The 25,649-nt window shown below is 62.7% G+C and carries 24 protein-coding genes; 4 read left to right on the top strand and 20 right to left on the bottom strand.

Going from position 1 to position 25,649, the window contains the following annotated elements:
* Window positions 1-21 precede the first annotated feature (21 nt).
* From ACUY2Y_RS05250 to ACUY2Y_RS05155, 20 genes are all read right to left on the bottom strand, one after another.
* Window positions 22-1,035 (bottom strand): NAD kinase, encoded by a 1,014-nt coding sequence (locus ACUY2Y_RS05250; protein ID WP_448325103.1) that lies wholly within the window; start codon window positions 1,033-1,035, stop codon window positions 22-24.
* The gene (locus tag ACUY2Y_RS05245) at window positions 1,035-1,862 is read right to left on the bottom strand and encodes a TlyA family RNA methyltransferase (RefSeq protein WP_448325102.1); all 828 of its coding nucleotides are present in this window, start codon (window positions 1,860-1,862) and stop codon (window positions 1,035-1,037) included. The genes ACUY2Y_RS05250 and ACUY2Y_RS05245 overlap by 1 nt, the downstream gene beginning before the upstream one ends.
* Before the next feature lie 3 nt (window positions 1,863-1,865).
* A complete protein-coding gene (locus ACUY2Y_RS05240; protein ID WP_448325101.1) occupies window positions 1,866-2,096 on the bottom strand; it encodes a hypothetical protein in 231 nt (76 codons plus the stop codon).
* Window positions 2,093-3,097 carry an HAD-IIA family hydrolase gene (locus ACUY2Y_RS05235; protein WP_448325100.1) on the bottom strand — a complete coding sequence of 335 codons (1,005 nt, stop codon included), beginning with the start codon at window positions 3,095-3,097 and terminating at the stop codon, window positions 2,093-2,095. The genes ACUY2Y_RS05240 and ACUY2Y_RS05235 overlap by 4 nt, the downstream gene beginning before the upstream one ends.
* 25 nt (window positions 3,098-3,122) lie before the next feature.
* On the bottom strand, window positions 3,123-4,004 hold the full coding sequence (locus tag ACUY2Y_RS05230; RefSeq protein ID WP_448325099.1) for a tetratricopeptide repeat protein: 882 nt from the start codon (window positions 4,002-4,004) through the stop codon (window positions 3,123-3,125).
* A gap of 36 nt (window positions 4,005-4,040) precedes the next feature.
* A complete protein-coding gene (tyrS, locus tag ACUY2Y_RS05225; protein ID WP_448325098.1) occupies window positions 4,041-5,315 on the bottom strand; it encodes a tyrosine--tRNA ligase in 1,275 nt (424 codons plus the stop codon).
* A 72-nt stretch (window positions 5,316-5,387) separates the two neighbouring features.
* Window positions 5,388-5,579: a Trm112 family protein gene (locus ACUY2Y_RS05220; RefSeq protein ID WP_448325097.1), complete on the bottom strand. Its 192-nt coding sequence runs from the start codon at window positions 5,577-5,579 to the stop codon at window positions 5,388-5,390.
* 20 nt (window positions 5,580-5,599) lie between these two features.
* Complete coding sequence (locus ACUY2Y_RS05215) at window positions 5,600-6,154, bottom strand: hypothetical protein (RefSeq protein WP_448325096.1); 555 nt, start codon at window positions 6,152-6,154, stop codon at window positions 5,600-5,602.
* A gap of 76 nt (window positions 6,155-6,230) precedes the next feature.
* Window positions 6,231-7,823: a VWA domain-containing protein gene (locus ACUY2Y_RS05210; protein WP_448325095.1), complete on the bottom strand. Its 1,593-nt coding sequence runs from the start codon at window positions 7,821-7,823 to the stop codon at window positions 6,231-6,233.
* Entirely contained in the window at window positions 7,820-9,004 is a 1,185-nt protein-coding gene (locus ACUY2Y_RS05205; RefSeq protein ID WP_448325094.1) for a hypothetical protein, read from the bottom strand. The genes ACUY2Y_RS05210 and ACUY2Y_RS05205 overlap by 4 nt, the downstream gene beginning before the upstream one ends.
* A gap of 50 nt (window positions 9,005-9,054) precedes the next feature.
* On the bottom strand, window positions 9,055-10,491 hold the full coding sequence (gene argH, locus ACUY2Y_RS05200) for an argininosuccinate lyase (protein ID WP_448325093.1): 1,437 nt from the start codon (window positions 10,489-10,491) through the stop codon (window positions 9,055-9,057).
* A gap of 2 nt (window positions 10,492-10,493) precedes the next feature.
* Window positions 10,494-11,714 carry an argininosuccinate synthase gene (locus tag ACUY2Y_RS05195; RefSeq protein ID WP_448325092.1) on the bottom strand — a complete coding sequence of 407 codons (1,221 nt, stop codon included), beginning with the start codon at window positions 11,712-11,714 and terminating at the stop codon, window positions 10,494-10,496.
* A 76-nt stretch (window positions 11,715-11,790) separates the two neighbouring features.
* A complete protein-coding gene (locus ACUY2Y_RS05190) occupies window positions 11,791-12,297 on the bottom strand; it encodes an arginine repressor (RefSeq protein WP_210572034.1) in 507 nt (168 codons plus the stop codon).
* The gene (locus ACUY2Y_RS05185) at window positions 12,294-13,490 is read right to left on the bottom strand and encodes an acetylornithine transaminase (protein ID WP_448325091.1); all 1,197 of its coding nucleotides are present in this window, start codon (window positions 13,488-13,490) and stop codon (window positions 12,294-12,296) included. The genes ACUY2Y_RS05190 and ACUY2Y_RS05185 overlap by 4 nt, the downstream gene beginning before the upstream one ends.
* Window positions 13,487-14,419, bottom strand: a complete 933-nt coding sequence (gene argB / locus ACUY2Y_RS05180; RefSeq protein WP_259900096.1) for an acetylglutamate kinase — start codon at window positions 14,417-14,419, stop codon at window positions 13,487-13,489. The genes ACUY2Y_RS05185 and argB overlap by 4 nt, the downstream gene beginning before the upstream one ends.
* Window positions 14,420-14,435: 16 nt before the next feature.
* The gene (gene argJ / locus ACUY2Y_RS05175; RefSeq protein WP_448325090.1) at window positions 14,436-15,596 is read right to left on the bottom strand and encodes a bifunctional glutamate N-acetyltransferase/amino-acid acetyltransferase ArgJ; all 1,161 of its coding nucleotides are present in this window, start codon (window positions 15,594-15,596) and stop codon (window positions 14,436-14,438) included.
* Window positions 15,597-15,648: 52 nt separating this feature from the next.
* A complete protein-coding gene (gene argC, locus ACUY2Y_RS05170; RefSeq protein WP_448325089.1) occupies window positions 15,649-16,692 on the bottom strand; it encodes an N-acetyl-gamma-glutamyl-phosphate reductase in 1,044 nt (347 codons plus the stop codon).
* A 55-nt stretch (window positions 16,693-16,747) separates the two neighbouring features.
* Window positions 16,748-19,282 carry a phenylalanine--tRNA ligase subunit beta gene (gene pheT, locus ACUY2Y_RS05165; RefSeq protein WP_448325088.1) on the bottom strand — a complete coding sequence of 845 codons (2,535 nt, stop codon included), beginning with the start codon at window positions 19,280-19,282 and terminating at the stop codon, window positions 16,748-16,750.
* A 27-nt stretch (window positions 19,283-19,309) separates the two neighbouring features.
* Window positions 19,310-20,374, bottom strand: coding sequence for a phenylalanine--tRNA ligase subunit alpha (pheS, locus tag ACUY2Y_RS05160; protein ID WP_448325087.1), 1,065 nt, complete (start codon window positions 20,372-20,374; stop codon window positions 19,310-19,312).
* 312 nt (window positions 20,375-20,686) lie between these two features.
* Complete coding sequence (locus ACUY2Y_RS05155; RefSeq protein ID WP_448325086.1) at window positions 20,687-21,508, bottom strand: TrmH family RNA methyltransferase; 822 nt, start codon at window positions 21,506-21,508, stop codon at window positions 20,687-20,689.
* A gap of 50 nt (window positions 21,509-21,558) precedes the next feature.
* Between ACUY2Y_RS05155 and ACUY2Y_RS05150 the strand changes: the two genes are divergently transcribed.
* The 4 genes from ACUY2Y_RS05150 (at window position 21,559) to ACUY2Y_RS05135 (ending at window position 25,568) form a co-directional block, all read left to right on the top strand.
* Complete coding sequence (locus ACUY2Y_RS05150; RefSeq protein ID WP_448325085.1) at window positions 21,559-22,725, top strand: sensor histidine kinase; 1,167 nt, start codon at window positions 21,559-21,561, stop codon at window positions 22,723-22,725.
* Window positions 22,726-22,872: 147 nt separating this feature from the next.
* Window positions 22,873-23,103, top strand: a complete 231-nt coding sequence (locus ACUY2Y_RS05145; protein ID WP_210572056.1) for a hypothetical protein — start codon at window positions 22,873-22,875, stop codon at window positions 23,101-23,103.
* Between the two features lie 41 nt (window positions 23,104-23,144).
* Entirely contained in the window at window positions 23,145-23,813 is a 669-nt protein-coding gene (locus ACUY2Y_RS05140) for a response regulator (RefSeq protein WP_448325084.1), read from the top strand.
* Between the two features lie 255 nt (window positions 23,814-24,068).
* The gene (locus ACUY2Y_RS05135) at window positions 24,069-25,568 is read left to right on the top strand and encodes a hypothetical protein (RefSeq protein WP_448325083.1); all 1,500 of its coding nucleotides are present in this window, start codon (window positions 24,069-24,071) and stop codon (window positions 25,566-25,568) included.
* Window positions 25,569-25,649 lie beyond the last annotated feature (81 nt).

The raw sequence follows: 25,649 nt of genomic DNA, 5'->3' as shown, positions 1-25,649 counted from the left end.
TTGTCGGGCGTGAACAGCGTGTCAGTGCGCTTCGCGCCGGGTGACAGAATCAGAATACGAGTTATCGTCCTTGACCACGGGGCCGCGCCAGCCGTTGACCGGCAAGTGCAGCTTGCGCACGAGACGGTCGGTGAACGGGCTGTCGTCGAGACGCACGAGGCGCACCGGGCGGTGGCCGTGGACGACCTCCAGGCGGGAGCCCGGCGGCATGTCCACCTGGCGGATTCCGTCGGCGACGACCTTCGCGTGCGTGGTGGTGATCAGAGATTCGACCGCGACTGTCGACTGCGGCGAGACCACGAGTGGCGTGGTGAACAGCGCGTGCGCATTATTGGGCACGACCAAAATGGCGTCGAGCTCCGGCCACAGGATCGGGCCGCCGGCGGAGAATGCGTAGGCTGTCGAGCCTGTCGGAGTGGAGATGAGCACGCCGTCGCAGCCGAACGAGCTCACCGGGCGGAAGTCGACCTCCAAGATCGCGTCGAGAACGCCACTGCGGTCGATATTTTCCAGGCTGGCCTCGTTGAGCGCCCAGCTTTCCCCCACGAGGTCATTATTGGAATCGTGGACGGTGAGATCGATGGTCATGCGGTCGACGACGCGATAATTGCGGTCGATGACCCGCCGGATAGCTGTCTCCAGGCTGTCTTCCTCCCATTCGGCGAGGAAGCCGATGTGGCCCAGGTTGATGCCCAGCACCGGCACGTCTTGTTCGCGCGCCATGCCTGCGGCGCCGAGGAAAGTGCCGTCACCGCCGAGGACGAGCACCAGCTCGCAGTCTTTCGCGGCATCTGGCCCCGGGTCGACGGTGTCCAGCCCCGCCAGGGCCGGGTAGTTATCGGTGAACGGGACATCGCGGTCGCCGAGCAAGCGCACCGTCAGCCCTGCTTCCAGCAGGAGCTCGGTCGCGCGGTTCGCTGACGCGATATTGCCTTCGCGGCGGGTGTGCGGAACGAGAAGGACAATGCGGTCGCTGTTGTTGGCGGCGCCTGCTTCCTCGGCGCCGCCAGCGTCGTGAACGACTTCTGCGGCCATTAGTTTTCCGGTCCTTCCTCTACTGCCCGGTGAATGATCCGGGCTAGTTCAGCGTCGCTCGGGGCGCTTGCGCCACCGTCGCGGACGAGCCATAGGAAGTATTCTACGTTCCCGCTCGGCCCGGGAAGCGGGGATGCGGTCGCTGCTCTGCAGCTAAGTCCCAGCTCGAGCGCCTTCCTCGCGACATCGAGCGTGACCTCCTCGCGCAATTCCGGCGACCGCACCACACCGCCGCTTCCGAGCCGGTCTTTGCCCACCTCGAATTGCGGTTTGACCATGGGCAGAAGGTCCGCACCACCGGTCATGCACTCCGCGATCGCGGGCAGCACGAGTTCGAGCGAGATGAACGACAGGTCGCCGACCATCAGATCAGCGGGCCCGTCCATCAGCTCCGGGGTGAGGTGCCGGATATTCGTGCGGTCGAGCACTTTCACCCGCTCGTCGTTCTGCAAACGCCACACGAGCTGCCCGTAGCCGACATCCACGGCAACGACCTCGCGCGCGTCGCGACGTAGCAGCACATCAGTGAAACCGCCCGTCGACGCCCCGGCATCCAACGCCCGTTTGCCGCTCACCTTGAGACCTTGCGGCTCGAACGCTTCCAACGCGCCAAGCAATTTATGCGCGCCGCGCGATGCCCAATCATCGTTGTCGTCTTTCGCGACTTTGATGGACACATCCGGCTCGACGATCGTGGCGGGTTTTTTGGCCACGAAGCCGCCGACTTCAACGCGTCCCGCTTTGATCCACTCCACGGCCTGCTCGCGGGACCGGGCGATTTTTCGGCGGACGAGCTCGGCGTCAAGTCTTCTTCTTGCTGGCGGCATGCGCTACTCCCCGTCCTGTAGGGCCGATGCGAGCACGCCGTACGCTGCTTCGTAGCGCGCCAATTCCACCGCTAGTTCGTCGGTGATGACGACCTCTTCGCCGTTTTCATCTCGCTCCACGAGGTGGGGATCATCGGTGAGCGCTGCCGCGTATTGTTCGCGCACATCATCGACGGTAACGGACGGCGTGCGCGGATCGTGCGGCTTCGGTGCGGAGGGTTTCAAATCGCTCACCACCACGCCTGCGTAGCGGCACGCGCAGCATCGGAAGCAGGCTTGACGACGACTGAACCGTTGTCTCCCCCGTGCGCCCACACGACAGAGAGAACTGTGCGCAGGGCCTGAAGCGGATTCGAGGACTCAGTGCCGCCGTCGAGTGTGACCTCGTCGCCGTTGCGCGTCGCGGTGAATCCGCCCTGCGGTGCTGGGCGGAGTTCGTCCACGTCCACGTCGTCACTGAGCACGCTCAGGTCTTCGGCGATGAACCTCGGCCGCTGAGCTGGCGGTGCAGCGATGAGCGCCAGCGGACCAGACACGCCGGTGAGCACGTGGAGCGTATCCATCTTCGCGGAGACACCGCCTGCGATATCGGTATCCAAACGGTCTCCGACGGCCAGCGGTCGGGATGAAGAGAGATTCGCCTTCGCGAGCTCGAACATCGCGGGCTCTGGTTTGCCCGCCGCCTGCGGAGTCACGCCGGTAGCGCTCGTCACAGCCGCGACCATCGAGCCGTTGCCGACCATGAGTCCGCGGTCCATCGGCAGCGTCGTGTCGAGGTTGCTCGCGATATATTTCGCACCCTGTGCAATGGCGAGAGCTGCTTCGGAGAGTTGGCGCCAACCGTTGTCCGGCGAATGGCCGTGCACAACGACCTTGGGGTACTCATCTGCAGAATCCACCGGAACAAAGCCGGCGTCCTGCACCAGTTCCGCGAACGAGGGCGCACCGATCACGAGAATCTTCTCGCCGGGTTGGGCGTGTTTCGTAGCCAACTGCACAGCGGCCTGCGCCGAGGTCAGCACGTCTTTCGATTCGCTAGCCAGCCCCATCGCAGTCAGCTTTGCAGCGACTTCCGACGGCGGCCGGGACGCGTTGTTGGTGATGTAGGCGGCAGATAGACCGGCACCTTTGGCCGCAGTGACGGCCTGCACTGCATTTGGGATCGCATTGTCGCCGGCCCAGACGGTGCCGTCCAGGTCGAGCAATAATGCGTCGTAAAGCTGCGTGATTCTCACAGCAGGTCTCTCCCCTTCGTCAGCGCTACTTGAATTCCTTCAGGCGGTCGGCTGCGTCGGTCAGCTTGTCGGAATCGACCTTAGCCACGTGCTCGAACCACTGCTTGGCCTCGTCGGTGCGGCCAACCTGCGCGAGCGCGTCAGCGTACGCATAGGACAGGCGGATGTGCTCGAAGCTGTCGCCCTTCATCGTCGGATTGAGCTGCTGCAGCGTCGCCAACGCCGACTCATGCTGGCCCATATCGTGGCGCGCGCCAGCCATGACGATGGCGAGCTCGATCCGCGAATCCTCGTCAAGCTCGCGCGCCTCTGGGCTGCGACCGATCTCGAGGGCCTTTTCGGGGCGGCCGAGACCACGCTCCGCATCCGCCATGACGGCGAGCAGACCCGGGCCGCCACTCATGCGGCGTGCAGCGCGCAGCTCGGAGAGCGCTTCTTTCCACTCCCCTGCGTGGTACGCGGCGATGCCCGCTGCTTCACGCACGACACCGACGCGGCCGGCCCGGTTCTTCGCCGCGCGGGCGTGGTTGAGCGCCAGCTTCGGATCGTCCGCCATCCAAGTCGCAGCCATGATCATGTGCTTGGCCACGCGGTCGGCATTGTCCTTCGACAAAACGCGCAGATCCTGCAGCACCGACGGGTCCAGATCCGCGACATCGATATCGTCCGGGATCGCGGGCTCGTTCTCTTTCTGAGCCATGCGGTCCTCGCGGAAGCCCTGGCGGTACGGGTTGGAGCGGTCGTGGCGCACCTTGTTGCCGCCGCGGCGGTTATCTCGCTTATCGCCACCATGGCGGCGGTCGCGGCGGTCGTCCCGATCCCGGCCTCGGCCGCGGTCACGGTCACGGTCACGGCCGTAGCCGCCGCCATTTCCACGGCGGTCGTTATCACGGTTGTCGTAGCTCATGTGTTCCACGTCCTCCCTCAATGCCTGACCGGTTGATTAATTAGCGATCTTCACGCCGGCGAAATTCTTCTTACCGCGGCGCAACACGAGCCACTGGCCGTGCAGCAAATCGTCTTCACCCGGCTCCCAGTCCTCGGACTCGATGCGGGCGTTATTGGCGTATGCGCCACCCTCCTTGATAGCGCGGCGGGCTGCGCCCTTCGAATCGACCAGGCCGGTGCCGACCATGAGATCGACGATCGTGCGAGGAGCACCCGGCTCAACAGTGAAGACGTCAGTCTCAGAAACTGCGGCAGCAAGTGTCGGCTCGTCAAGCTCGGAAAGCTCAGCGCGGCCGAAGAGCGCCTGGGAGGCGAGCTCCACTGCCTTGGTCGCCTCTGGGCCGTGGACGAGGTCGGTCATCTCGCGTGCCAGGCGCTTCTGAGCTTCGCGCTTGAATGGGCGCTCTGCGACCTCGGTCTCGAGCTCGTCCAGCTCCTCCTTGGTCAGGAACGTGAACCAGCGCAGGTAGCGGATAACATCGGCATCGGCGGTGTTGACGAAGTACTGGTACCACCGGTACGGGCTGGTCATCTCCGGGTCGAGCCACAGCGAGCCGCCGCCGGTGGACTTGCCGAATTTCTTGCCCTCGGAATCCGTCACGAGTGGCACCGTGAGAGCGTGAACAGCTTCGCCGTCCATGCGGCGGTTCAAGTCCACGCCCGCGACGAGGTTGCCCCACTGATCCGAACCGCCGACCTGCAGGGTGCAGTCGAGGCGGCGGCGCAGCTGCACGTAATCGTTTGCCTGCAGCAGCATGTACGAGAATTCGGTGTAGGAAATGCCGTCGTTGTCCAGACGGCGCTTGACAGTGTCACGCGAGAGCATCGTCGCCAACGAGAAGTGCTTGCCCACATCGCGTAGGAAGTCGACGACCGTCATATCGTTCGTCCACTCGGCGTTATTGACCATGATTGCGGCGTTATCGCCGTCGAAATTGACGAATCGCTTGAGCTGCCCGGAGATCCGGTCGGCCCAGTCGCTCACCGTATCCGCGGTATTCATCGTGCGCTCACCAACGTCGCGCGGGTCACCGATCATGCCGGTGGCACCGCCGGCGAGCACGATCGGGCGGTGGCCCGCCTCCTGGAATCGACGCAGCATCAGCAGCGGAACAAGGTGCCCGGCGTGCAGTGACGGCCCCGTCGGGTCGAAGCCGGCGTACAGCGTGATCGGCTGCTTCGTCGCCTCGTTGAGTGCGTCCAAATCAGTGGACTGATTGATCAGTCCGCGCCACTGCAGTTCATCGATGATCGTTGCGCTGTCAGCCATAAAGCAGTTCCTTCAAGCCTCGTTCACTAAGGGGTGGGTATTCACTATTCGGATTGGTGTGCCGCAAGCAAGCTAGGCGGTGGGGTACGGCTGTGCTTCGTCGATAAGCAGCACCGGGATGCCATCGTCGATGCGGTACGCGACACCGAGCCGGCGATTGACCAGCAATTGCTCCTCGGAAAGATATTCCAAAGGTCCCTTGTCCTGCGGGCAGGCAAGGATATCGAGAAGCTGCGGGTCAAGCGTCGGAGTGTCGGCCGTCATGGTCGTTCATCGTACCCTGCTTAGGTGTCCTCTAGGCCCGGTAGGTCGCCGAAGGCCTCCCGCAGCGTGCGAGCCTGCGAATCCATCGCTCGCAGATTCTGGTCGAGAATGCCCTGCCTGACTTTGTCCGCCGCCGACGTCAGCGTGCCCAGCGATCCGGACATGACCTTCACCGCCTCCGGGCTGCGGTACTGCGGTGCATCGAGGTAGGTCGTGACCACTTCCGGCAGATAAATATTGATGATGTCCCAGATATTCTGCTGGTGCTGCGGGGCCGAGATGAGATCGTCCCAGTGTTTCAAGATGAAGCGCAGGTTTTTCTCCAGCTCCCGCGCCTGCGGGCCGACAGGTTTCGGCGGGCGCACGTCGTACAGCGGTTTCAAAGCCTCGGTGAGCTTTCCATCCAATTCCACCGGCGCCGGCAGCATTGGCGTGCTGCTCGCCCCGAGTTGCTTTCGCTCGGGCGACGGCGTCAACGCGACTCCTGCTCCCCACGCCGCCGCTGCCGCGACTGGCCACAGGAAGCCGAGCCCGATGGCAAGGTGCAGCACAATCACGAGGACCGCAAGGGTCATTCCGACCAGGTTCTTGCGGGAGGTGAAAAAGCTCCCGCCACCTCCCTGACCGCTGTCCGAAGGGGAAGTATAAGGGTTACTGGTAACCACGAATCTCCTTGAATGCGTCGCTCAAATCGCCGTTGATCGCGTCGAAGACGGCGCCGCCGGTGACGTCGGCCAGTTCTTGCATTTGGTCTGTCTGCGCCTCACCGTAGAGGATGACGAAGACTGGGATGCTTCCCTTGCCATTCGTGGCCGCGGCGTAGTCCTTCTTGAATTGGTCGAAGGAGCGCCCCGCAGTCATCGCGCCGTCGCTTAGTAGAACAAACGAGCTGATGCCGGAAGCTGGGTCGGTCTTTTCGGTGACCTCCATGAGAGTGTCGTAAATATTGGTCTTGCCAGCTGCATTCAGGTCGTCGACATAGGTCTGGAATTTCTGCTTCGCCGCAGTATCAGTGGTGCTGAAGGTTCCGGTGACCGGCTCATGCGGAGTGTCGGAGAAGGACTGGAACGTGACCTGCTCCCCGTCGCGCAGCGCGACGTTGCCGGTGTCCGTCGACGCAGAACCGTCGATGAAGGACGTCATGATTTGCTTCAGCGAATCCAGGCGCTCGCCCTCCATCGAGCCGGAGGTATCCAGAACGAACGAGGTCGTGCCACGGCGACGGTATTCGTTGTTGTACCGCTGCACCAGCGCGGCGACTGTCTCCTGGCTCGCCGGGAACGGCAGCTCAATCACGGTCTGTTCGCCGAGCTCCGCCGGCAGATTGTCGACATCTCCCACCGGACGTCGGAAGGAATCGGCGATCTCCTGCTGGTGATCCAACAACCAGTCAGCCAACGCCTTGACCTGGTCCTTCGCGCCTTCGTGCTTTGGATGAGTCAGCGTGGACAGCGGGTAATCAGCGGAGACGACACCGTCAGCGGGCACGATCACCTCGATCGCCGCACCGTTTTTGCGCATCTGGTGCAGGGTCGACTCGTAGTTCACGATCGCGTCGGCCTTGTCGGGGTCCTCTTGGAAAGACTCAGCGAGCCAACCGGAGGAACCGGAGACCATCGACTGCGCCTGGAAGAGCTCGTGCAGACGTGGGCCGACCTTCGCGATGTCTTCGTCCGAGAGCGCCGAGCCCGTATCGGCCATCGCGGTGGCCACAGACACCAGCGCCGAGAAGCCGGAATTCGATGCCGACGGGTCCGTCATACCGAAGGTGAATTTGCCCTCGCGCGCGGCATCAGCGAATTCTCCCCACGTCGGCTGCTTTTTGTCCCAGCCGAGTTCTTTCGCTTTCGACTCCTGCACACCGAAGGCGACGGGGCTCGTCGCGATTTTGGTCTCGTCGGCGAGTGCACCACGTGCGCCGATCAGATCCATGTAGCGGTTCGTGGCCAGCCACGTCGCGTCGATAGCGTTGTCGTATTTGCCGTGTTTGAGGTCCTGCGAATTCTGCAAGGTACCGGCCGGGAACTCGAGAGTGATCGGGAAGCCGAGCTCCTCCGACGCCTGCTGAACAAGCGGCTCGAGATCCTTTAGCTCAGTAGCCGCGAGGATGCTCAGTTCTTCCCCGCTGCCACTACCTTTACCGCCACCGAAGCCGCCACCACCGTCGCCGCTGCCGGTCAGCCCGCAAGCAGTGAGCGCAGCTCCAGTCAGAAGTGTCAACAGCAGCGCTAGTAGTTTTCTCATTTCTCCTGCTCCTCCTGGTTGCGGGGCGGCACGGTGCCGTAGCGCATGCCCACGCCTTCGATGAGTGATTCAAGTCGGTCGTAATTGGGCGGATCCACCGACGAGACGTAATTGGACGGCGGCGGCAGTTGTTTCTCTTCCAATGCCCTGGTCAGGTAATCGTTACTGGACGGACGGAAGCCGTGCATGGCAGCGAGTTTCTGCAGCTGATCATCGGTGGACAGCAGTCGGCCGAGCTCTTTGCCTTCTGCGCTGATGCCGACGAGCCCGTGGTTGGCCAACACCGTCGGATCCAGCTGCAGCAGCACCATGTCGTCTTTGATGCGCGAATTCGACTTCATTTTTTCGCCGAGGAATTGCGCCTCATAGACCAAGACCATGGGCGCTGATCCCATCCCTTGACTCAGGTAGTCGTTGAATGGCCCAGCAGAAGACGACTGGGTGTAGCCCTGGCCGGTGAAATATGGCGAGATCTGTTCAGTCAGCCATTTCACGTCGTTGGCTTTGTCCGGTTCCCGCTCACCGAATTGCCACGCGAGGATGGACAGGAACATTGCCGCCGAGTTGGAAGTGCGGATATCCGTCGTGGAAATCTGCACATTGCGCGGCGAGGGGAAGGTGTCGCCGAGATCGCGCCAGCGCTTCCCTTCCTTGGTCAGGTCGATATAGGCGTTGACGTCCAGAATGTAGCTGTCGCCCTCGCGGCGCACCACACCTGCGCCTTCGAGCAGTTCCGCAATCGGCTGAAATGTCGCTACCGCCATCGGCGAGAAGAACGGGTAGTCGGTGGAATAGCCGGAGCCTTGGTCGGTGACTTTCTGCGTCGCCGGGCTCGACGACGGGAAGACGAAGTCCTGGTCTTCCAGCTTCACCTCAGTGGCGATTCGGCGCGAACCTGCGGTACTGACATTCACAGTGAAGCCGAGCTCCGCCAGACGCTCCACAACTTCCGGGTCCTCGAAGTACTCGCGTTTCTCGGAACCGATTACCCCGTGGATTTCTTTTGTGCCTTGGGCACCGAGGCCTCCCTCAGCGCCGCCGTCACCGCCGCCGAATCCGGGGATCACTCCCCGTCCCATGAGGACCGCGGCAATAGCGACGATCGCCAAAATTATGCCGACGATGACGGAGCATCCGCGCCCACTGCTGTTGGAGCTTCCAGTGGCCTGTTGTGTGGTCATGGGCACAGTTTAAGGTGCCGTTCAGCCCCGCGCAGTGAAACAGACGGTAGCTAGGCGCCGCGCACGGGAGTCTGTGCCCACTCGCGCGCCGCGGCATTGGCATCGTCGACACGCTTGCGCTGCTCCGCGACGCGAACAGCAGCGGTTCCGCCACGCGTGGAACGGGATGCCACGGCACCATCGATCGTGAGTACCTCACGCACATCAGGGGTGAGACGCTTATCGACGCCGGCGAGCTCCTCATCCGTCAGATCCACCAAGTCCACCCCGCGTGCCTCCGCGATGCGGACGCATGCGCCGGATGCTTCGTGCGCCTCACGGAACGGCACGCCCTGGCGGACCATCCACTCGGCCAGGTCCGTCGCCAAGGTGAAGCCCGCTGGCGCGAGTTCACGCATGCGGTCTTCGTGGAATGTCAGCGTGGACACCAGGCCCGTCATCGCCGGAAGAAGGATGCGGAGCTGGTTGACCGAATCGACGATCGGCTCCTTGTCCTCCTGCAGATCGCGGTTGTACGCCAGCGGCAGGGCCTTGAACGTGGATAGCAGGCCGGTCAGGTTGCCGATGAGACGGCCTGTCTTGCCGCGTGCGAGCTCTGGGACATCTGGATTCTTCTTCTGGGGCATGATTGACGAGCCGGTGGACCAGGCATCGTCAAGCGTGACGTAGCCGAATTCCGGCGTGGACCAGGCGATGATCTCCTCGGCCAGGCGGGAGATGTCCACGGCGATCTGGGCGAGCACGAACGCGCCCTCGGAGACGAAATCGCGCGAGGACGTGCCATCGAGGGAGTTATCGGTGGCAGAGTCGAAACCGAGTTCCTCCGCGATCGCCTCGGGGTCGAGCTGCAGCGACGAGCCCGCGAGCGCACCGGAACCGTACGGCGAGACAGCAACGCGCTTGTCCAGGTCGCGGATGCGCTCCAGGTCGCGCAACAACGGCTGGGCGTGCGCCAGCAATGAGTGCGCGAGAAGGATCGGCTGCGCCGCCTGGAAGTGGGTCTTGCCCGGCATGATGGCATCCGGGTGCGCCGCCGCCTGGTTCGAGAGAGCTTCAACCAGATCAGTCACGTCAGCCGCCACGTCGCGGAATGCATCGCGCACCCACATGCGGAACATCGCGGCGACCTGGTCGTTGCGGGAACGACCCGCGCGCAGCCGGCCGCCAAGCTCCGGACCGACGCGGTCGATCAGGCCGCGCTCCATCGCGCCGTGCACATCCTCGTCGGTCGGAAGCGGGCCGAAGGAGCCGTCGGCGACATCGCGGCCGAGCTGGTCCAGCCCATCGAGCATCGCTTCAAGATCGGAATCGGTCAGAAGGCCCGCGCGGTTGAGCACCTTGGCGTGCGCCTTGGAGGCCAGCACGTCATACGGGGCCAGAATCCAGTCGAAGTGCGTGGACACCGACAGGGCGAACATCGCCTCCGACGGACCGCCGGAGAAACGTCCACCCCACAGGGCGCCTTCGTTCGTGCCGTGCTGCTCCATCTTTACTTCTCCTGGGCAGCTGCGTTAGCTGCTGCCCTGTCGCGCTTGTTGGCGATCTGGGAGGACAGGCCGTGAAGCTTGACAAAGCCCTTGGCGTGAGTCTGATCGAAGGTGTCGCCGGTGTCGTAGGTGGCCAGGTTGAAGTCGTACAGCGAGTGGTTGGAACGACGGCCGTTGACGGTGATGGAGCCGGCGTGCAGCACCATGCGGATATCACCGGTGACGTGCTCCTGGGTGGACTCGATGAAGGCATCCAGGGAGCGCTTCAGCGGGGCGAACCAGAGGCCGTCGTAGACCTCCTCGGACCAGCGGGCGTCGATAAGCCTCTTGTAACGGGCGAGCTCGCGCTCAACCGTGACATCCTCGAGCGCCTCGTGCGCGGTGATGAGTGCGACTGCGCCCGGTGCCTCGTAGACCTCGCGGGACTTGATGCCCACCAGACGGTCCTCGACCATGTCCAAGCGACCGATGCCGTGGGCGCCGGCGCGACGGTTCATCTCTTCGATAGCCTCGAGGACAGTGACCTTGCGGCCGTCGATCGCGACGGGCTTGCCGCCCTCAAAGGAAATGATGACCTCGTCCGGAGCGTTGCCCAGCGCCGGGTCCTCCGTGTAGGCGTAGAGGTCCTTTGTCGGCGGGTTCCACAGGTCCTCGAGGAAGCCGGTTTCGACGGCGCGGCCCCACACATTCTGGTCGATAGAGAACGGCGATGCGGCGGACTGCTCAATCGGCAGATCCTTGCCCTCAGCGTACTCGATAGCCTTGTCGCGGGTCCACGCGTAATCGCGGGCCGGAGCGATGATCTCCAGATCCGGGTCCTGGTTGACGAAGCCGACTTCGAAGCGGACCTGGTCGTTGCCCTTGCCGGTGCAACCGTGCGCGACGTGCGTGCCGCCGTGCTCCTTGGCTGCGTCGACGAGGTGCTTGACGATCAGCGGGCGGGAGATCGCGGAAACCAGCGGGTACTGCTTCATGTACATGCCGTTCGCCTTGATGGTCGGCAGGCAGTATTCCTCGGCGAACTCGTCGCGGGCATCCACGACGATCGACTCGACAGCGCCGCAATCCAGCGCGCGCTGGCGCACGGACTCCAGGTCCTCGCCGCCCTGTCCCAAGTCGAGGGAGACAGCGACGACCTCGCCGCCGGTCATTTCAGCCAGGTACGGGATGGCCACGGAGGTGTCCAGGCCGCCGGAATACGCGAGAACAACGCGGTTGGTCATGACAGTCAATGCTCCTTACTTCAGCAGTGTGAAATTCCAGGTCTAAAAATTCAGTTATCTAGCGTGGGGTTTCCAGCTAGTCGTCATCGCTGGGCTCGTTTTGCACCTCGCCCATGAACTCAGCGGCGAGGTCGGCGCCCGTGAGCGGTTCGCGCGCGAGAACGAACACCGTGTCGTCGCCCGCGATTGTGCCCACGACCTTTTCTAGTGCCACTCGGTCAATGTAGCTTGCCAGGTACTGTGCCGCGCCCGCAGGGGTGCGCAGCACGGCGATATTGCCAGTGTGGTCGATGGACACGACGAGCTCCGCGAGCATGCGGCGCAGCTTGTCGCGCGGGCCCTTCGGGGAAGCCTGGAAAGACTGGGCTTCCTCCCCCACCGCGTAGTACGAGCGCCCGCCACCCGTGGGGCGCACCTTGCGCGCCCCGAGTTCGTCGAGGTCGCGCGACAACGTCGCCTGGGTGATGTCGATGCCCTCGTCCAGCAGGAGCTCCGACAGCTGCACCTGCGACGACACACGCGTGTGGTCGAGAATGGCCAGGATCTTCGCCTGGCGCACGGCGCGTGAATTCGGTGTTGTCATCGTGTCTCCTCCACACACTCGTTCAGTGTCGCCTCAAGTGCGGCGACAGCGCGGTCAAGCTCCTCGTCCGTGATCGTCAGCGGCGGGGTCAGGCGCAGCACATGATCCGTCGGCGCATTCAGAATCACGCCGTGCTTCAGGCCGACGCGCACCGCGTCTTTCGCCACCGGCGCCGACAAGACGACGCCCAGCATCAACCCGCGGCCGCGCACATGGTCGACGCCAGCAAGCTTATCGACGGCTCCTGCCAGCCCCTCGCCCTTCTCTTTCACCGCCACACAGAATGCGTCGTCGACGATATCCAGCACCGCATTGGCTGCCGCGCAGGCGATGGGGTTACCGCCGAATGTCGTGCCATGCGCGCCGGGGGTGAACAGCGCTGCTGTTTTCGCGTTGGCGACCACCGCGCCGATCGGCATGCCGCCAGCCAGGCCCTTTGCCATGGTGACGATGTCCGGCTGGACACCCGACTGCGTGAACGCGAAGAAATCTCCGGTGCGGCCGACGCCGGTCTGCACCTCATCGACGACCATGAGAATCCCGTGCTCGTCGCACAATGCGCGGACATCGTTAAGGAAGCCTTCCGGCGCCGGAATCACTCCCACTTCGCCCTGGATCGGTTCCATAAAGATCGCCGCGACATCGCCCGCATGCTTGTCGACGAGTTCGCGCACATGTCCGATATCGCCGTAAGCGTAATACTCGACTCCCGGCACTAACGGCGCGAAAGGCTCCCTTTTCCCGGGCTGGCCTGTGAGCGAGAGCGCGCCCATCGTCCGGCCGTGGAAGCCGTTCTCGGCCGCTAGCACTGTCGTCCGTCCGGTCAAGCGGGAGAGCTTGAATGCCGCCTCATTGGCTTCACCGCCGGAATTGCAGAAGAAGACTTTAGCCTCCGGGTCACCGAACTTCTCGCGCAGCCGCGCCGCCGCATTCAAAGCCGCATCCGACCCGAAGCAATTCGAGATGTGTCCGAGCTGGCTCACCTGCGTCGACACTGCGTCGATAAGCGCTGGATGTCCGTGGCCCAGCGAGTTGACCGCAATGTCGGCCAGCATGTCGACGTAGTCGTTGCCGTCAGCGTCTGTCACCGTCGCGCCGTTTCCCTTGACGAGGTGGAGCTGCGGTGTGCCGTACGTATTCATGAACACGTCGGTCCACTTGTTCAGCGCGTCCTGGTTGCCTGTCGCCGTCACTGCGGATCATCCTTCCTGAACACAGTTCCGTCCGGATAGTTCTCTTTCTCATAATCGTCCGGCAGCACCATTGTGCCCACGCCGCCCATGGTGAGCAGCTCAAGGAGCACCGAGTGCGGTATCCGCCCGTCAATGACATGCGCTGCGTTGACTCCGCCTTCCACCGCAGTCATGCAGGCCTCCATCTTCGGGATCATGCCCGAATCCAGATCCGGCACCATGCGCGCGAGCTGGCTGAACGTGATCTTGGACAGCAGCGAATCCTTATTCGGCCAGTCGGTGTAGAGGCCCTCCACGTTGGTGAGCACGACGAGACGTTCTGCTTTGAGCGCCGCGGCGAGCGCACCCGCCGCCGAGTCTGCGTTGACGTTGTACACATTGCCGTCATTGCCCGGGGCGATGCTGGACACCACAGGAATGCGCCCAGCTTCGATGATGTCCATGACGGCAGACGGGTTCACATCGACGATCTCACCGACCAGACCGATGTCCTTCTTCTCACCGTCGACCTCGACGTAGCGCTTCTGCGCCGTGAACAGACCGGCGTCTTCGCCGGAGGTGCCTACTGCATACGGACCATGCGAGTTGATGCGCCCCAACAGGTCGCGGCCGACCTGGCCGAAGAGCACCATGCGCACGACATCGAGGATCTCTGGCGTGGTCACGCGGAAGCCACCGATGAACTCGCCGCCATCGAGTCCCAACTGCCCCAGCATCGCGGTGATCTGCGGGCCTCCACCGTGCACGACGACCGGCTTCGCGCCAACCGTGCGCAAAAAGACCATGTCCGCGGCGAAAGCAGACTTCAAGTCATCGTCGATCATGGCGTTGCCGCCGTATTTCACCACGACGATCTTGTCGCGGTAGTGCTGCAGCCACGGCAGCGCCTCAGCGAGGACGTGCGCGCGGTCCTGATTGCTCAAATTCAACAGTGAACCTCCGCTCCTACGTCGAGTATTCCGAGTTGATTTCCACGTACGAGTACGACAGGTCCGTGGTGCGCACACTGGCTCTGCCCGGGCCGCCGGTGCCCAGATCCACGAGCACCTCGACATCTGCCCCGCTCAAATCCACGTCCCGCGCGCCGGGTGCGCCGGTGCTGTCGACGCACACCGGGGTGCCGTTGAAGGAGACAGTGATCTTCTCCGGAACCATCTCCGCATCCGCCATGCCGACGGCGGCGAGCACGCGCCCCCAGTTCGGGTCGGAACCGAACATGGCGCATTTGACCAAATTGTCGCGCCCGATGGTGCGCGCTGCATTGAGAGCCTGCGTGTTATCGGCGGTGCCTTCCACCGTGATGACGACGCGCTTGGTCACGCCCTCCGCATCAGCTTGCAACTGACGGGAGAGTTCCTCGCACAGCTCGATGACCGCCTCAGTGAACTCCTGGGAGGTCGGCTGCACACCCGATGCGCCCGACGACATCGCGATGACTGTGTCGTTGGTGGAGGTCGCACCGTCAATATCGAGCGTGTTGAAGGTTTCGCCGGCTGCTTCACGCAGAGCCGAATCCAGCACAGCCGAACTGACCACGGCGTCGGTGGTGATGCATGCGAGCATGGTCGCCAGCGACGGCGCCATCATGCCCACGCCCTTCGCCATGCCGCCGACACTCCATCCATCGCGTGTGACGATGGCTTCCTTAGACACCAGGTCCGTCGTCAGGATCGCCTCCGCCGCGAGATGACCGTGATCGCCCAGGTTCTCCCCCAGCTTCGAAATGCCGGATCGGATCGTGTCCATCGGGAGCAGATCGCCGATCAGGCCCGTGGAACACACCCCGACCTCAGACGGTTTCACACCGAGCTTGCGCGCCGTGGCCTCTTGCATCTCCACTGCGTCCCGGTCGCCCTGTGTGCCGTTGCAGGCATTCGCATTGCCGGAGTTATAAACCACGGCGGAAAGCGTGCCGTTATTCAGTGCGTTGCGAGTGACCTTGACGGGGGCCGCAACGACCTTGTTTCGGGTGGTCACCGCAGCCGCGTCAAAGCGCGGGCCATTATTGACCACCAACGCCATATCCGGCTTGCCGGATTGCTTGATTCCTGCCGTGACTCCAGCCGCCGAGAACCCGGCGGGGGCTGTCACACCTGTCGTAGCCATGTCACATTCCTTTACTTCAAAATCAGCCGCGCGATGAAAGGCGTCGACCCGTCTATGGCGCTACCGCCGCCAAGGGAAGACCGTCCGTCTCTTTGAAACCGAGGGCGAGGTTCATGCACTGCACCGCTGCCCCACCGGTCCCCTTGGTGAGGTTGTCGATCACCGACGTGACCAGCAGAACACCAGCCGATTCATCGACTTCGACCTGCATCAGGCACATATTCGTTCCCACGATGTGCTGGGTCTGCGGCTGGCGCCCCTGCGGCAGCAGTCGCACGAATGGTTCGCCCGCGTAGAACTCCTCGTAGGCAGCACGCGCATTCTCCTCAGTCACGCCCGGCTTCAACGGTGCCGTGATGGTAGAGAGAATGCCGCGCGTCATCGGCGCCAACACCGGTGTGAAACTCACCGACACCTTCTCGTCGGTCACCTCAGACAGGTTTTGCACCATCTCCGGGGTGTGGCGGTGCTTGCCTGCGGTGTTGTACGCCTTCACCGATCCCATCGTCTCAGCGCCAAGCAGGTCCACGTTGGCCTTCTTTCCCGCGCCGGACACACCGGTCACCGAGGCGACATTGAACTTCGGCTCCACCAATCCGCGGGCAGCCGCCGGCAACGCCGCGAGTGTCGCACCGGTAGGAAAACACCCGGGAATGGCGATCCGTTTGGCACTCGCAATCTCTTCGCGGTGGCCCGGCATTTCCGGAATTCCGTAGGGCCAAAAACCGGCGTGATCGGATCCGTAATATGCAGTCCAGTCTTCCGCGTTACGGAGCCGGAAATCCGCGGCGCAGTCCAGCACCAGCGTGGACTCGGGCAATGCAGCGCCGATTTCAGCAGAGAACCCGTGAGGCAGTCCGAGGAAGACGACATCGTGTCCGCCCAGCACCTCGACTGTGGTCTCCTCGATCACACGGTCCGCCAGTTGCGGAACGTGCGGAAGCACGTCAGCAGCTAATTGACCGGCATTCGAGTTTCCGGTCAGTGAGCCGATTTCAAAGGTTCCATCGAGAAAGCGCGGGTGCCCGACGAGCAGGCGGAGGATCTCCCCGCCCGCGTAGCCGGTGGCGCCTGCTACTGCGACTTTGATGGTCATAGCGTCAGGCTACACAGCACCCACGCGCTTTGCAAATAATTCAGCGCAAATAATTTTATGCGCGCATCTCTGCGCCGAATTCCTTCTTCGCTGCCTCTGCTGCGGCAAGTCGGCCTTCAGATGCTTCGTCCTCGGTGAGGGTGCGATCCGGTGCGCGGAACACGAGCCCGAATGCGAGCGACTTCTTTCCTTCGCCCAGGGACTCGGAGCGGTAGACATCGAAAAGCGTAACGCCCTCGATCAGCTCGCCGGCATTGTTTTCCAGCGTGCGGCGCACAGACTCAGCCGGGATCTCCTCGTCCACGACCAGCGCGACATCCTGATGCAGCGCCGGGAAGGACGACAGCACCGGCGCGGGAAGCTTCTCGGCCAACGGCAGTGCGGTCAGGTCGATCTCCATCGCGCACGTGCGTGCGGGAAGGCCCAGTGTCTCAAGCACCTGCGGGTGAAGCTCACCGGCGTGGCCGACCACGAGGTCGCCGCCGTCGACCGACACAGACAGTGCGGCACAACGGCCGGGGTGCCACGGCAATTCCTCGGCGGAAGAGATCTGGAGGTCCACTCCCGCGGCCCGCGCGACGACCTGTGCGGACTCGACGGCATCCGACCATGTGTAGGCGCGCCCGTCACCCCACGGACCTTCGAGCTCCGTATTGCCCGTCGCCACAGTCGCGGCGTGAAGGTGCTGCAGCGGCAGCGAAGCGATGAGCTCTTCGATCTCGGCGTCAGCCGGACGCTGAGCGACGCTCGGCATCGGCGAAGAAGCAGCCGACTTGTAAGCGACCTGTGCGACGGAGAACAACGAAAGGTCGTTGCGTCCGCGCGCGACATTGCGGCCGACTGCCTCGAGCATTGCCGGCAGAAGCGTCGTCGCCAATACTCCATAGTCAGCGTCGAGCGGGTTCTGCACCGTGACCACGCGGCGACGGTCGTCGTCGGCCTCCAGACCCCAGGTGTCCAGCACCGTATTGGACATGAACGGTGTCGGGATGACCTCCGCGTAGCCGGAGTAGGCCAGCGCGTGCGTGACAGCGCGGCGACGGCGTTGCAGCGGTGAGAGGCCACGGCCTCCGCGCGGTGTCGGCAGCTCGAGCGGAATTTCGTCGAGGCCCTCAAGTCGGACGATCTCTTCGATCAATTCCACCGGCTCGTTTAGGTCGGTGCGCCACGTCGGCGGGGTGACGGAAAGAACGGTCTCGCCATTGTCCTCCGCCTGTTCGACGGAGCAGCCGACCTCTTCCAGGCGCTTGACCACCGTCTCAACCGAGTAGTCCACGCCGATCAGCTCCGACGGCTGCGTCGCGCGCAGACGGATCGCGTCGGGCTTCGGTGCATCGCCGACGATCGTGCGCTTGTCGGTGACAGTTCCGCCCGCAATCGAAACGAGCAACGCGCATGCCAGATCCAGGGCTACCTCGACAAGGGCGGGGTCGACGCCACGCTCGAAGCGTCGAGAAGCTTCCGAGCTCAACTTGTGGTGGCGTGCGGAACGCGCGACGGTCAGCGGATCCCACGTCGCGGCCTCGAAGAAGACGTCGGTGGTGTCGTCGCCGATCTCGGAGGTCGTGCCGCCCATGATCGCGGCGAGCGACTGGATGCCATTGTCATCGGAAATGACCACATCACCCGGGGTGAGCGTGCGCTTGACGTGGTCGAGGGTCTCGAATTCTTCGCCACCAGAGGCATTGTGCACCCGCAGACCGCCAGCGATCTTATCCGCGTCAAAGGCGTGCATCGGCTGGCCGAGCAGCAGCATGATGTAGTTGGTCACGTCGGTCGCGGCGTAGACAGAACGGATGCCAGCGAGCATGAGCGCACGCTTCATCCAGAATGGCGCCTGCGCAGCCGGGTCGATGCCTTCGACCTTGCGAACACCGAAACGCAGCGCCTTCGTCGATTCCTCGACGGTGATCGGCAGAGCTTCGCCTGTGGGCTCCGGCACGGCAGACAGATCAATACCGCTGATCTGCGGCTCCACTGCCACGTCCTTGTACTCCAGCCCGAAGGCGGACGCCACTTCTCTGCCCAAACCGCGCGCCGAGAGAGCGTAGCCGCGGTCCGGGGTGACGTTGACCTCGAAGATCGTGTCGTCGAAGCCGCCGAGCACCTCGCGGGCATCCTGGCCCGGCTCGCCGGCGCCTTCCGGAAGAACGATGATGCCGTCGCTCTTTGAGGTGAAGCCCAGCTCCGCCTCGGATGCCATCATGCCGTTGGAGATGTGGTCGTAGGTCTTGCGCGCGGAGATCTCGAATCCGCCCGGCAGCACAGCGCCTGGCAGGGACACGACCACGAGGTCATTGAGCTTGAAATTACGCGCACCGCAGATGATGCCCTGCAGCTCGCCGGTGCCGTTGGCGTCGCCGGCGTTGACCTGGCAGTAGCGGATCGGCTTCTTGAAGTCGGTGAGCTCCTCGATCTCCTCGACACGGCCGACAACGAGCGGACCCGTCGTCTCCGGCAGTGGCTCGTAGCCCTCGGTTTCAAAGCCGACACGGACGAAGCCGGCATCGAGCTCCTCGGAGCTCACGGACCAACCGGGGTTACCGGCGTTGTTCAGCAGGGACGTCAACCATTTCTGAGAAATCAGCATTTTCTACTCTCCTTAGACCTTTCCCTGTTACGCCTGAACACCGAATGGCAGCGTGAAGCGGACATCACCTTCGACCATGTCGCGCATGTCCGTCAGCCCGTTGCGGAACTGCAGCGTGCGCTCAATGCCCATGCCGAATGCGAAGCCCGAGTATTCCTCCGGGTCGATGCCAACAGCACGGAGGACATTCGGATTGACCATGCCGCAGCCGCCCCACTCGATCCAGCCAGCGCCGCCCTTCTTATTCGGGAACCACACGTCCACCTCCGCGGACGGCTCGGTGAACGGGAAGTAGTTGGTGCGGATGCGCGTCTTGGTCTCCGGGCCGAACAGCACCTTCGCCAGGTGGTCGAGCGTGCCGCGCAGGTGCGCCATCGTCAGCCCCTTGTCCACGGCGAGACCCTCGACCTGGTGAAAAACCGGTGTGTGCGTGGCGTCGAGCTCGTCAGTGCGGAACACTCGTCCCGGGCACGCGATGTAGATCGGCAGATCGCGCTCCAGCATCGTGCGCACCTGCACCGGTGAGGTGTGGGTACGCATGACCTGGCGGGAGCCTTCCTCGCCAACGTAGAACGTGTCCTGCAGGGTGCGTGCCGGGTGGTCCGGGATGAAGTTGAGCGCGTCGAAGTTGAAGTACTCCGCCTCGACCTCCGGGCCTTCGGCGACTTCCCAGCCCATGCCGACGAAGATGTCGGCGATCTGCTCGCTCAACGTCGTGATCGGGTGCATCGCACCAGCCTGCGCACGCGACGTCGGCAGCGTGACGTCGACCTTCTCCTCGCGCAGCTGCTGCTCGCGGTGCTCCGCCTCGCGCTCGGCGTGCAGTTGACTGTAGCGCTTCTCCGCGCGACCGCGCGCCATGTTCACGAAACGCCCGGCGTCCTTGCGCTGGTCCTTCGGGATCGAACCGAGCGACTTACGAGCCTGCATGATCGGCGACTGCTCGCCGAGGTGCTCGCGCTTGACCTCCTCCAACGATGCCAGGTCCGGCGCCGCTTCAAAGGCCGCAATCGCTGCGTCAGCCGCCGCGTTCAGGTTCTCCTCGGTCAGTTCGATTCCCGGGGCTGGAGCGTTCCCGCCGTTATCTGCCACGTGTGGTCACCCTGTGCCTTTCCACCGCCTAAAACGCGCGCGGTGTGTCTGCTTCAAAAACGCTGACAAGCATACCTGTCGTCCGTGCATTAGTTTGAAGGAGGTCAAAGGCGGAAGAGCTCGACTGAAAGGGCGGTCAATGGAAGAAGAAACACCCGAGATTCGTTCCCGTACTGTCCCACCAGTCAATCCGCTCGAGCAGCTACACGAATTGGTTAAGGAAGCCGATGCGTGGGTCGACTTCCCCTTGCCAGACCGATCTGTTGAGAATCGCGATGTGAACTTGCCTTGAACTTTTCGGCAGTAGGCGCCTCACTTTTCTGGAGTGTCGCTCAATGCCTTCGCCGACTCCCACAAGCAGATCGACGCCGCTGTGGACAGGTTCAGCGACTCGGCGGAACCCTGAATGGGAATGGAAACGGTGTAATCGGCGGACTCGAGGACATCCCCGGGCAGCCCGTGGGCTTCGTTGCCGAACAGCCACGCGGTCGGCTGGTCGAGCACACCACCGGAATCGGCGAGGTTGACGTCGCCGTGCATGGTGGTGGCGAACGTCGATAAGCCTGCTGCCCGCAGTTGGCCGAGCACTCCCTTGATGTCGCGCTCGCGGGCGACGGGCACGTGGAACAGCGAGCCCGCGGACGAGCGCACGACCTTCGGCGATTCCGGGTCGACCGTGTCGCCAGCGAACACCACGGCGTCGGCGCCGAGCGCGTCCACGAGCCGAATGATCGTGCCCGCGTTGCCCGGGTCGTTCGTCTCCACGCACACCGCGACGAGTTTCGGCCGCCCCTTCAGGATCGATCCGAGCGTCCATGTCACCGGCTTGCACACCGCGAAAAGGCCTGTCGTGTGCACCGTGTCGGTCAGCGTCTGCGCGGCCTTGTCCGTAATCGCGTGCGTGAACACGTCCATGTAGCCCGCCGCCGTCACCACATCCGCGAACCGGTCGGCCGCCGCCTCCGTCACGAACAGATCAGTCGCCGCGCCCGTCGCCACAGCCGCCTCAACGGAGTTCTCCCCCTCCGCCAAAAAAGCTTTCGCTTTACGACGCCCCGCCGCACGGTTCAACTTCCCCGCGTTGACCACGCGCGGAGTGCGTTCAGTGAAAGGCTGAGAGAAATCGAGGCTCATGCTGACCCAGCGTATAAGCAGCATCACGCAAGCGCTATTACGCTATCCGTGTGACATCGTTGCGCCAGTGGATCAAGGCGTTCCCCGAGTCGCCGGCACCACGCCGGTGGTTTATCGCGGGGAGCGCCCTTGTCGTGTGCGCTGTTCTCGCAGTTTTGGGACTCCTCCTGGCCGGTGCCCCTGTAGAAGCCAGCGCCACAGCTCTCCGGGTAGGAGTTCTCGTCATTGCGGTGTGCACACTAATTAGCCCACTTCCTTCTACCATTGCGTTTGCTGTTTTATTGCAGGTTGCGGCAACAAATACAGAGTTGCAAAGCCCAGTAGTCTTTTTCGGCACACTCGCCGTGGCAACGAACCTTTCTCTCTGTTTGAGTCCTGCGGCCAGCGGACTATGCGCAGTTGCCCTTTGGTATCTCGCGCTCACACGAGTGAGCGCTGGGGAATTTATCCCCGATGATGTTGAACCCAGTGCGATCCTTGGTGCTTTCATCATCGTGGTGTGGACTGGCGGACTAGTCATCCGCGAAACCTTGATCAACAAAAGAAGAGACTCGGAGAAATTTCAGCAGCAGATTGAGGACGAGCGCGACCGTGCAGTTAAAGCACTCCACGGATCCGTCGCTGCGTCGCTCACCTCCGTGGTTCTTCGCAGCGAGTCAATGGCAATGAACGCACCGGAAAACTCCCGGCAGGATTCTCTCCTTATCGCCGAAGACGCGCGCCGAGCCATGCGCGAAGTCCGAGAACTGATCCGTTTCATGCGAACCAACGACGAATCTGAATTCGCATCGGATGATTATCAAGGCTCGTCGGACCTGCTCAATCACCTTTTGATTATCGTCGGCAAGATTCGCAGCCACGGATTCTCCGTCATCGAGTCCGGAATCAACGAGGCTGTCCTATCAGGAATTCAGATCCAAAATGGTTACGCCGTATTCAGAGAGTTGCAGACGAACATCCTGAAGTATGCTGACCAAACCAAACCAATCATCGTTGCTGCTGTTCGCGACGAAGAAGTCGTGACCATTGCGATCCAGAACACCGTCGCCGATTATGCACCAGATGTGGCCATGACAACAGAGATCGGTCTCACTGAAGCAGTTAAACTGGTAAAGCGGGACGGCGGAACCTTGTCCTTCTCCAAGGTCGACTCCACCTGGAGAAGCGAGCTCACGTTCCCTCTCGCAAAACGCGGCAACAGCAAGGAACGAAAGTAGATTTCACCAGGTCGCACTAGTGTACTTTCGTACCGTCTTTTCGAATCATCGCCTAAAAGCTTGTTCTCAGCTTCTTACGGATTCATAATCGTTGGAGCTACTAGAAGTACTTTTTCTACCTCTGTCATTTCTCCGAAAGGAAACATCATGAAGAAGATCTCCGCGCTTACTGCGTCTGTCCTCGCCACCGCTGCTCTCATCCTTGCGCCGTCCGCACATGCGGAAGAGACCGCGCCTATCACGTCGGAGCAGATTCAGGCAGATAACGCCGCCGTCGAAGGCGAGTCCGATGCCCCGGCTCTCTCCTTCTACACCGGCGCAATGGGCGACATGCTGAATTGCGGTGGCTACATCGGTCGACTGTGGTGCAAGAAGTAGTTCGAAGTAGATCTTCATCTTTGATTTTTCTTTAGGTTTTCATGAGCAGCGGTATCGACAAGCACATCCGAGTCTTCCTCGTCGACGACGACCCGCTCGTGCGCGATGTCCTGAACCGCTACCTCACTTCTGCTGACGGCATTGATGTCGTCGGTACAGCATCGAGTGGCCCGGAGGCCCTCGAGCTCATCGACCCAGAGGAGATCGACCTCGTTCTCTCGGACGTCTACATGCCCGAGATGGACGGGCCGAGCCTGCTCGGTCGCCTCAATCAACTTCCGAAGACGCCGGCCTTTCTCGCGATCACCTCGCTGGAGAACGACCGGAAGATGCTCGATGTTCTGGCCCAGGGCGGGCGCGGATACATTCTGAAGAGCCAGCCGCCGGAAGAGATCGTTCTTTCTGTGCGCCAAGCCGTCAGCGGCGGAACAGTCGTGTCCCCTGCCGCGATGACGAAACTCGTGCGCTATATCTCTCCCGAAGACACGCCTGTCGAATCCGCACCGCAACAGCGGACCTACCCCGACGGCATCACCGACGGTGAAATCGATGTCCTGGAGCTCCTCTGCGAAGGGTTGAGCAATTCCGATATCGCACGTCGTCTCAGCTACTCCGAGTCGACGGTGAAAAAGCACGTTTCGCATTTGCTCACTCTCTACGGGGTGTCCTCGCGTCTCGATCTCGTCGTGCACGTTCTCGGCGGCAAATAGCTCACCCGCATTCGCGGGCCGGCTTCTACTTACACTTTCGTTCCTTTCCGCAGGTCGCTCCGCAGCTGCACGGAACGAAAGTCTCTGACCTGCAAACTTAGGTACCAAGAGGCTTGTTTTTCCTTGTTTGTGCTCTGTGCACGACTTAAGTTGAACGTCATCAGCGTCCAATCGATCACTGCCAACGATCACAGCCGGGGAACTTCCCCGGAACGCGCTGCCGAAGTATTCAACACGAGAAAGGAAGAACCTGTCATGGCCCGCTACACCCGCCGTGCAGCTGCTGCCGCACTCGCAGCACTGATGACCGCAACCGCCGCTGCAAACCCCGCAACCGCTGCAACCCTCGAAGAGTCCGCTCCGGAGACCCCGGCAACCAACGCCAAGCTGCCGATCATCCACACCTACCGTGGCAGCGACCACCTCAAGGCAAACGTCCTCAACCCGCGCCCGGTGTGCAATTCCACCGAGGACTACCGCACCGTCGTCTACAAGGTGACCGACAACTTCCTGCCGGTTGGCACCATCTCCACCACCAACCTGTCCGACAAGTCCATCCCGCTGCAGCAGGAGCTGTCCCGCACCCAGAACATCTCCGCAAGCATCAACGGCTCCAAGACCGAGACCCTCGAGCTCGGCGGCCAGGCTTCCAAGAAGGGTATGCAGGGCAGCATCGGCTACTCCCTGGCTAAGTCCCTCGGCTGGGATGTCTCCGGCTCCCTGAGCTGGACCGTCGGCCAGCAGATCGGCCCGTACGACGTCCCGGCTGGCAACACCGGTGAGGCTTCCTACGGTTTCCGCACCGTCACCATGACCGGCACCCAGCAGCGTTGCAAGCCGAACGGCACCTGGGCTACCCCGACCGCTTGGGTTGCCAACATGCCGGTCAAGAACGAGGTCCGCGTCAAGAACTACGACACCCCGGCTGACTCCTGGGCACCGAACAAGGGCGCACAGGTCACCAAGCCTGTCGACAACCCGAACCCGGCATACCACTCCGACGTGGAGAAGATGAACGAGGGCGAGACGCTCGACGACGTCAACAAGGTCAAGGACAACGACTCCGAGGACGTCACCAACAAGAAGATCGACGTGAACGCTCCGAAGCCGGAGGCTGACAAGGACGCTAAGGCTGACAAGGACGCTAAGGCTGACAAGGACGCTAAGGCTGACAAGGAGAACAAGAACGCCAAGGCGGACAAGGACACTACCGTCGAGGCTGTCGCCGACGCTGAGACCAAGAAGGTCGAGGACTCCAACAAGCCGGCAGCTGATGCCCAGAAGCTCGACATCGAGCCGTACTTCACCACCTCCAGCTCCAAGGCTGAGGGCTTCGCAGGCTCCGTCGCTCTGCGCGCTAAGAACGTCGGCACCGACCGCTACTGGGGTGAGTTCCCGGCGATCACCTTCCGTGTCGAGGTCCGCACCGAGGACGGCCCGAAGGGCGTCGACCGCCTGATCACCACCACCAAGGCTAACGGCGCTCACATCCGCGACATGGGCTACAACCACGACAAGGGCGTGCGCACCTTCGAGGTCACCCTGTCCAACCCGGTCAACGCTGGTGACGACGTCCTGCTCGGCGCCTTCTCCTTCGGCGACGGCAACACCAAGGAAGGCCGCCTGTCCAACTACATGACGGTCACCCAGACCGGTCGTCTCGCCGGCGACAACTCCACCGGCAACGACCAGAACGTTGACTCCCGCAAGGCCACCGTCAACGACTTCGGCAAGCCGCACAACGGCCTGTTCTAAGGCGCTGGTCTAAGGGGAGCTCCACCCCGCGAAGATTGCTTCAACCTGTCCGCACGCACTGCGTGTGGGCAGGTTTTCGCG

Source organism: Corynebacterium sp. 20-84 (assembly GCF_053479455.1).
This window is presented reverse-complemented; position numbering and strand designations above follow the sequence as displayed.

Bases quoted from the DNA above. Each gene is read 5' to 3' on its own strand.
- ACUY2Y_RS05145 (WP_210572056.1), top strand. From the start codon at position 22,873: ATGAAGAAGATCTCCGCGCTTACTGCGTCTGTCCTCGCCACCGCTGCT.
- ACUY2Y_RS05140 (WP_448325084.1), top strand. From the start codon at position 23,145: ATGAGCAGCGGTATCGACAAGCACATCCGAGTCTTCCTCGTCGACGAC.
- ACUY2Y_RS05135 (WP_448325083.1), top strand. From the start codon at position 24,069: ATGGCCCGCTACACCCGCCGTGCAGCTGCTGCCGCACTCGCAGCACTG.
- ACUY2Y_RS05215 (WP_448325096.1), bottom strand. From the start codon at position 6,154: ATGACCCTTGCGGTCCTCGTGATTGTGCTGCACCTTGCCATCGGGCTC.
- ACUY2Y_RS05230 (WP_448325099.1), bottom strand. From the start codon at position 4,004: ATGAGCTACGACAACCGTGATAACGACCGCCGTGGAAATGGCGGCGGC.
- argJ (WP_448325090.1), bottom strand. From the start codon at position 15,596: ATGGCTACGACAGGTGTGACAGCCCCCGCCGGGTTCTCGGCGGCTGGA.
- tyrS (WP_448325098.1), bottom strand. From the start codon at position 5,315: ATGGCTGACAGCGCAACGATCATCGATGAACTGCAGTGGCGCGGACTG.
- ACUY2Y_RS05245 (WP_448325102.1), bottom strand. From the start codon at position 1,862: ATGCCGCCAGCAAGAAGAAGACTTGACGCCGAGCTCGTCCGCCGAAAA.
- ACUY2Y_RS05190 (WP_210572034.1), bottom strand. From the start codon at position 12,297: ATGACAACACCGAATTCACGCGCCGTGCGCCAGGCGAAGATCCTGGCC.
- ACUY2Y_RS05195 (WP_448325092.1), bottom strand. From the start codon at position 11,714: ATGACCAACCGCGTTGTTCTCGCGTATTCCGGCGGCCTGGACACCTCC.
- pheT (WP_448325088.1), bottom strand. From the start codon at position 19,282: ATGCTGATTTCTCAGAAATGGTTGACGTCCCTGCTGAACAACGCCGGT.
- ACUY2Y_RS05250 (WP_448325103.1), bottom strand. From the start codon at position 1,035: ATGGCCGCAGAAGTCGTTCACGACGCTGGCGGCGCCGAGGAAGCAGGC.
- argC (WP_448325089.1), bottom strand. From the start codon at position 16,692: ATGACCATCAAAGTCGCAGTAGCAGGCGCCACCGGCTACGCGGGCGGG.
- ACUY2Y_RS05205 (WP_448325094.1), bottom strand. From the start codon at position 9,004: ATGACCACACAACAGGCCACTGGAAGCTCCAACAGCAGTGGGCGCGGA.
- ACUY2Y_RS05155 (WP_448325086.1), bottom strand. From the start codon at position 21,508: ATGAGCCTCGATTTCTCTCAGCCTTTCACTGAACGCACTCCGCGCGTG.
- ACUY2Y_RS05210 (WP_448325095.1), bottom strand. From the start codon at position 7,823: ATGAGAAAACTACTAGCGCTGCTGTTGACACTTCTGACTGGAGCTGCG.
- argH (WP_448325093.1), bottom strand. From the start codon at position 10,491: ATGGAGCAGCACGGCACGAACGAAGGCGCCCTGTGGGGTGGACGTTTC.
- ACUY2Y_RS05220 (WP_448325097.1), bottom strand. From the start codon at position 5,579: ATGACGGCCGACACTCCGACGCTTGACCCGCAGCTTCTCGATATCCTT.